This window comes from Streptomyces sp. NPDC049597 (genome assembly GCF_040675505.1).
Taxonomy (GTDB): Bacteria; Actinomycetota; Actinomycetes; order Streptomycetales; family Streptomycetaceae; genus Streptomyces.
Map to the genome: position 1 here is coordinate 133,594 of NZ_JBFAOY010000020.1, position 6,155 is coordinate 139,748.

Sequence of the window (6,155 nt, forward strand, 5' to 3'; positions counted from 1 at the left end):
AATCGAAACATGCTCGTCGGCAACTGGCAGAAGTCGTCTTACTGCGGTGAGGGCGAGTCGTGCGTGCACGTGTCCGGGACGGTAAACGCGGTCAGCCTCATGGAAAGCAGCGACCCGGACGGGTCCATACTCCACACCACCCCCGCCGCCTTCGCGACCCTCACCCACGCCCTCAAGACGGGCGCGCCGAGCCCCCACATAACCGTTGCTCACACGCCCGACGGCCAGATCCGCATCGGCGGGGTCGTGACGACGACGGGTCCGAAGTGGGAGGCGTTCGTACGGGGCGTGCAAGCCGGCGAGTTCGACCACTTCGGCCGCCTCTGAGGCGTGTCCGGTAATGCCAGGCGTTCTGAAGGTCTGGCGTAGCGTTCGATCATGACCATGCCTCCGCCTCAGCAGCCGACGGGACCGTACGGACCGTACGGACAGCCGCCCCAGCCACAGCCATACGGACAGCCGTACCCGCACACCGCTCCTCAGCCGCACTACGGCCACCCCACCGCGCCTTCGCAGGCGTACCCGCCGTATCCCGGGCAGGCCACCTGGGGGCCTCCGCCGCCGGCACCGCGGCGCAAGAGCACCGCCGTTCTCACCTTGAGCGTCGTCTTCGGGACGATAGCGGCCGGACTCGGCCTCTACTTCCTGGCCTACAGAGGGAACGACTCTTCGGAGCCGTTCCCTATGGCCACACACCGGTTGACGGTGCCGCAGACGCTCCTGGACGGCGAGTACGAGCTGATCAAGGACGGCTCCTCCGAGGCGAACACCGACATGGAGAAGAGCGGTCACGGTGCCGGCCCGGACGCCCGCAACATCAAGGCGGTCGTCGGCTCGTACAACGGCACCAGCAGCACGCGGCAGAGCGGGGCCGTCCTCACGGGCATGTACGGACAGTTCCGGAATCCGGAGCAGCCTCGCGACAGTCTTCTGGACGGCATGCGCAAGGGCGACGGCATGAGCGAGCCGAAGCCTGCGCGGATGCTCACCCCGCCGGGATCGGACGTCGAGTTCAGGTGCACAGTGATGCTGTCGAAGGACACGGACGGCACGTCCACCGTTCCGGTCTGCGCGTGGGGCGACGACAACACGGCCGCCTACGTCGCCTTCCTCACGCCTGCGTCAGACGCGCAGGACCCCGACTCGGTCGATCTCGAAGACATCGCGCAGAAGACCCTGAAGATCCGCGAGGAAGTGCGCCAGCCGATCGACTGACGGGGCCACGCTTCGGACCCCGCTAGACCATAGGAGACGCTATGGTCACCCGAAAGCCCTCTCAATAGGGGAAAGACACCAAAGCTCCTCCCATCCTCATCTTGGGAGCAAGCGTCCCGCATCATTTACCACTCGTGAACTCCTGAGGAAGTTGCCCGGATTCCCACAGGCCATCCAAGTAGCGAAAAAACTTCGGCATACTCTTCATAAGTTCATCTCGCAGGTTGGGGTCGGACTCGAGCGGATCCGTAAAATTCAGCCCATCCCAGTCCGGACCCGTCCAGCCCTTGAATCGCCTACAATTCGCGCACCAGGCATAGGTAATTCGCGAAGTCCTGCGCGTCGAAGCGAATCGATAGATATACACACGGACCGAGTCCGCCCCACAGGCTGGACATTCCCTTTCGCTCGGGCACTCGGCGAAGCGTGGCCCCGATACGAGGATCCGCTCCTGCTCTCGCGTGAATTCCAGCATCTCAATATCCCCTTCTGCGTATAAATTGATCCAGCATCCGCTGGCCATAATCTTCCGCTGCCTGTTCGGATCCACCCCAGGGATTAGAAGAGTTTCTGGTTATCTCGAAATGCTTGTGATGGAATATCTCATGGTTAATTGTAGCCACAGCTTCTTCAAGGCTGCGCAGCCCGATGTCGGATATCTCGATCAAAGGCAGGTCCCTAGGCCCCCTCATCGGGAAGCCGTCAGCGGTGTGGGGACTGTTGCCAAACGCTATTCCGTCCGGCGTGCGAATCTCGGGTACGTGTACGATATCGTAGTCTGACACAGACATTCCCGCCCGCCCCAGTTCCATTTTCACCTGGTTTACACTCACCGGAGGGCCCTGTTGCCCTCCGGGGCTATTCTGCGACTCGCCGCGGTAATGGTTTCGCACACCAGGGGGACAATCTGGAGCTAGACCCAGCGAGTCCGTCCATAGGGTTGGGTTGTGGACGTATGCTGCCGGGTTTGGTCCGGCGGCCAGCCCAAGCGGATCCTGAGAGAGATAGCGAGCTGTTCCCGGGTCGTAATAGCGGTGATAGTTGTAGTGGAGCTCGCTTTCCAGGTCAAGGTATTGACCTGGAAAGCGCAGGGGCGTATAGGCAGAGCTGTTTCTACTCCAAGCCGTAGAACCCCACAGAGCAGTACGTGTGTGCCAGGCAAGCACTCCCGAATCGTCAACGAGTTCCCTCGGTGCGCCGACCAAATCCGTGATGATACTGAAAAACCGTTGATCGATCACGGCCTGTGTTGCATGCGGCTTAAGGCGGCGCTCGGTCTGAGTAACGGGACGCAGCCCGTCGTGCTCCCAAGTAGTGGCAACTGGATCATGTCGCGGTGATTCACTCTGTGCCGTTTGCTCACAGAGGATACTGCCATCCCAGGTAAATGCCGTTTCCTGTACAACCGTTCGGTTGTCGCTCGCGAGGCACTGTTTGGCGATACGGCGGCCGAGCGGATCATACGTGTAGCGCCAGACCGTGCCGTCCGGTGTCGTCACCGACCGCATGCGGTTTTCGGCGTTCCACTCGTAGCGCCAGGTGTCCGGCTTGCGGGAGAGACGAGTCTTCTGGCGGAGGGTGATGCGGCCGAGTGCATCGTGTTCGTAGCGGACGTTTCCCGCGCGGCTGATCGTTGTTCCGATGTACTCGCGTGTGCCGACCGCTTCCTGGCCCGGATGCGAGGTTGGCCAGGAGGCATCGGTCTGATTGCCTGTTTCGTCGTACGCGTAGCGCTCGGTCCACCCCGCCGCATACACAGCGGTGACGCGGCCGGCCGCGTCGAGGTCGAACGTCTTCGCGCCCGCCAGTTGGTCGTCGAGGCCGATGAGGTTGCCGTCGGCGCGGTAGGTGTACTCCCGCCTCTGGATACTGCGGCCGGCGCCCATGACCTGCTGAGTGGTGAGGCGGCCCATCACGTCGTACTGGGATGCCAGAGTGACGGTGTCGCCGATGTGGCGGGCGATTTCCTGGCCTGCGGCGTCGTGTTCGAAGGTGAGCGTGCGCCCGGAGGTGGTTAGGGAGGTGCGGCGGCCCGCGGCGTCGTAGGTCCAGGTGCTGACCGCCCCGGTAGGCGTCGTGCGGCCGGTGCGGCGGCCGAGTTCGTCGTACGTGAACGACATCGTGCTGCCGTTGACGGTCTCGGAGACGAGGCGACCATAGCGGTCGCGGAGGTAGGTGATCGTGGCGTCCGCGTTGACCGCTTCCGCGAGCTGGTCCGTGAAGTCGTAGGCGAAGGTCGTGACGGCCCCGGCGGCGTCCTTGCGGACGACGCGGTCCAGTTCGTCGCGCTCGTAGCGGATGGTCTGGCCGAGTGCGTCGGTGCGGGCGGTCAGGCGGCCGGCCACGTCCCGTTCGTACGACAGTGTCCGGTTGTCGAAGTCGGTCTCGGATATGAGGTGACCGGCCGCGTCGTAGGCGTAGTCCCACGTCAGCCCTTGTGGGTTGAGGACCTGGGTGAGGCGCAGCTCGTGGTCGTGGGTGAACTCGTAGCGCACGCCGTCCGGGCCGGTGCGGGCGCTCATGAGGTCGAAGTGGGTGTACTCGAAGCGGGACACCTGGCCCATGGCGTCGGTGTGGGTGAGGCAGTTGCCCTCGCCGTCGTACGTCCATGACTGCTCGCTGCCGTCGGCGTCGATGCGGCGGGCGAGCTTGCCCTCCGGCGTCCACTCCAGACGGGTGACCGCGCCGAGCGGATCGGTGAGCGTGACCGGTCGCCCGAAGGCGTCCCGGTCGATCCGGGTGGTCGCACCGAGGGGATTGGTGACCTCGACGGGCAGCCCAACAGCGTTGCAGCGGATGCGGGTGGTGTTTCCCAGGCCGTCCGTGGCGGCGGTGACATGACCTGCGTCGTTGTACGTGTAGCGGGTGACGGTCCCGGACGGGCTTGTCACGCTGATCCGGTTGCCGCGTTCGTCGTACTCCTGCCGGACAACCGTCCGGTCCGGGTTCACGACGCGGATCGGCAGCCCGAGCTGGTTGTACTCCGCGGTGGCTTCGCGGCCGTCAGGTCGCACCATGGTGGTAAGGCGGCCCGATTCGTCGTACGCGAAGCGGGCGGTGCGGCCCAGCGGGTCGGTCTGGCTCAGGAGCCGGTTGAAGCGGTCACGCTCGTAGCGGGTGACCGCGCCGAGCGGGTCAGTCACCTCAATGACCTGGTGGGCGTCGTTGACGACGTACCGGCGGACCGCCCCTGCGCTGGTGGTCGCCGTGGTGACGCGCAGGCCGGTCTCCGGATCCGGGTCGCTGTAGGCGAGCCGCAGAGCCATGTGGCCGGCCGAGCCGCCTTCGGCGATGCAGCGGTCCTGGTCGTCGTACTCGTACGTGTACGCGCTGCCGTTGGTGTCCGTCCACGAGGTGACGCGCCCGCGCTCGTCGTAGCTGAACTGCAGGGGCAGTCCGGACGTGTTGGTGACCGAGGTGAGGTGGCCGTCGGTGTAGCCGTAGCGCAGGATCTCCAGGTCAGAGCCGTCAGCGGCTGCCCCTGCCAGGTGCAGGGCCGTGATCCGGCCTTCGCTGGCAGTCAGCTTCAGGTGGTAACCACCGTGATGGACGATCGAGGTCGGCGTATCAAACTCGTCGTACTCGAACGTGATCCAGTTGCCGTTGCGGTCGTCGATCTGGGCGAGGAGTGCCTTGTCGTCGTGGCGCGTGGTGAAGTGCCAGACGCGGCCGACATCCGGGTCCGTGATCGTGTAGTCGCCGTCGATGTCGCGGTCGAGCGGCCAGCGCGGGCCGTGGCTCGGCACGACCGGGACACCCGGGGCCGGGTGCGGGTAGGACAGCAGCAGGCCGTCCTCGCAGACGAAGATGACGCCCTCGGGGTGGATCTCGAGCCGCTGGTCGGCGGTGGACGCCCAGGACGGTCCGAACCAGCGCCCGGCCCGGTAGTCGGACGCCACTCGGCGGCTGAAGGCGAGCGGCAGCGAGCCCGGCAGGCGGATGTCCGTCTGCGGCAGGTACATCACACCAGTGGCGAGGTCGATCGGGTCCGTGTTGTCGCTCTCGACGGCGTCCTTGGGACGGGAGGTCTGCGCGGGATCGTCCAGGGCCTTGCGCGCCCCTGACTCGGCGGCTTCAGTGACCGCGTGCTTCGCGCCACTGCGCAAGCCCGCTGTGGCCACGCCCTTGACCACACCGGCGCCCTTCGTGCCGAGGATTTCGGGGACGAGGCGGCCGAGGAATTCGGCGGGGTCACCTTTGGCGGCGTCCCAGGCGTTCTTCAGCGCCCGGTCCGGGTTGGCGACGGTGGAGACGAGGCCGGCGAGGGTGGTGTTGACGCCCTTGTAGTACTCGGCGGGGTGGGTCAGGTTGTAGAGGTCGATCGGGTTGACCGACCGCACGAAGTTGATGAGACCCGCGGTGCCCTTGATGATGCCGCCGCCGAAGTGGGCCAGCTCAATGCTCTGGCCCAGGCTGTAGTCCATGAGCTCGGTCTGCAGCTTGCCCAGACCGGTCTTGTCCTTCGGCGCGTGCGCCATGGCGGCATGGACGGCGCTCTTCGCACTCTCCCCGGCCGCGTTCCGCGCCCGGCGCGCGTCGTTCAGGATCTCCCGGGCCTGCGCCCGCTTCGACTTGCCCGGGTCGGAGAACTCCCCCGGATGCGGCAGCGGACTGTCACCGTTGCGCGCCGCGTTGTAGGCGTCGACCTTCTTGTTGTACGCGTCGACCGCCGTCTTGGAGTCCTTGTCACCCTCCTTGTACAGGGCGATCGCCTCACGCGCCTTGCCCTGCGCGCTCACGACCGCCTTGGAGTACGTCTCCAACGCCTTGGCCGCGTCCTCCATCGCATCCGCCGCACGCAGCCAGTCCGTGGGCAGCGTGTCGAACTTCTCCCGGAAGGTGTCGGCGGCCTCACCCTTCCAGTGCTGGGAGTCCAGCTTCTTCATCCCGCCGCCGACCAGATCGAACGCCTTCTGGAAGTCCCGCAGGTTCTTCACCGC

2 protein-coding genes and 1 pseudogene are annotated in these 6,155 nt (G+C 65.5%); 2 read left to right on the plus strand and 1 reads right to left on the minus strand.

The features are described 5' to 3' along the window. The first annotated feature begins 9 nt into the window (after positions 1-9). Together AB0K02_RS22705 and AB0K02_RS22710 are read left to right on the plus strand one after the other, a co-directional pair. Entirely contained in the window at positions 10-327 is a 318-nt protein-coding gene (locus AB0K02_RS22705) for a DUF397 domain-containing protein (protein ID WP_365994315.1), read from the plus strand. 357 nt (positions 328-684) lie between these two features. Next, on the plus strand, positions 685-1,215 hold the full coding sequence (locus AB0K02_RS22710) for a hypothetical protein (RefSeq protein WP_365994316.1): 531 nt from the start codon (positions 685-687) through the stop codon (positions 1,213-1,215). An 899-nt stretch (positions 1,216-2,114) separates the two neighbouring features. Here AB0K02_RS22710 and AB0K02_RS22715 read toward each other — a convergent pair. Further along, positions 2,115-6,155: pseudogene (locus tag AB0K02_RS22715) on the minus strand (putative T7SS-secreted protein); the annotation flags it as partial.

Excerpts from the sequence above, each read along its gene's own strand:
- AB0K02_RS22710 (WP_365994316.1), top strand. The coding sequence starts at position 685 with ATGGCCACACACCGGTTGACGGTGCCGCAGACGCTCCTGGACGGCGAG.
- AB0K02_RS22705 (WP_365994315.1), top strand. The coding sequence starts at position 10 with ATGCTCGTCGGCAACTGGCAGAAGTCGTCTTACTGCGGTGAGGGCGAG.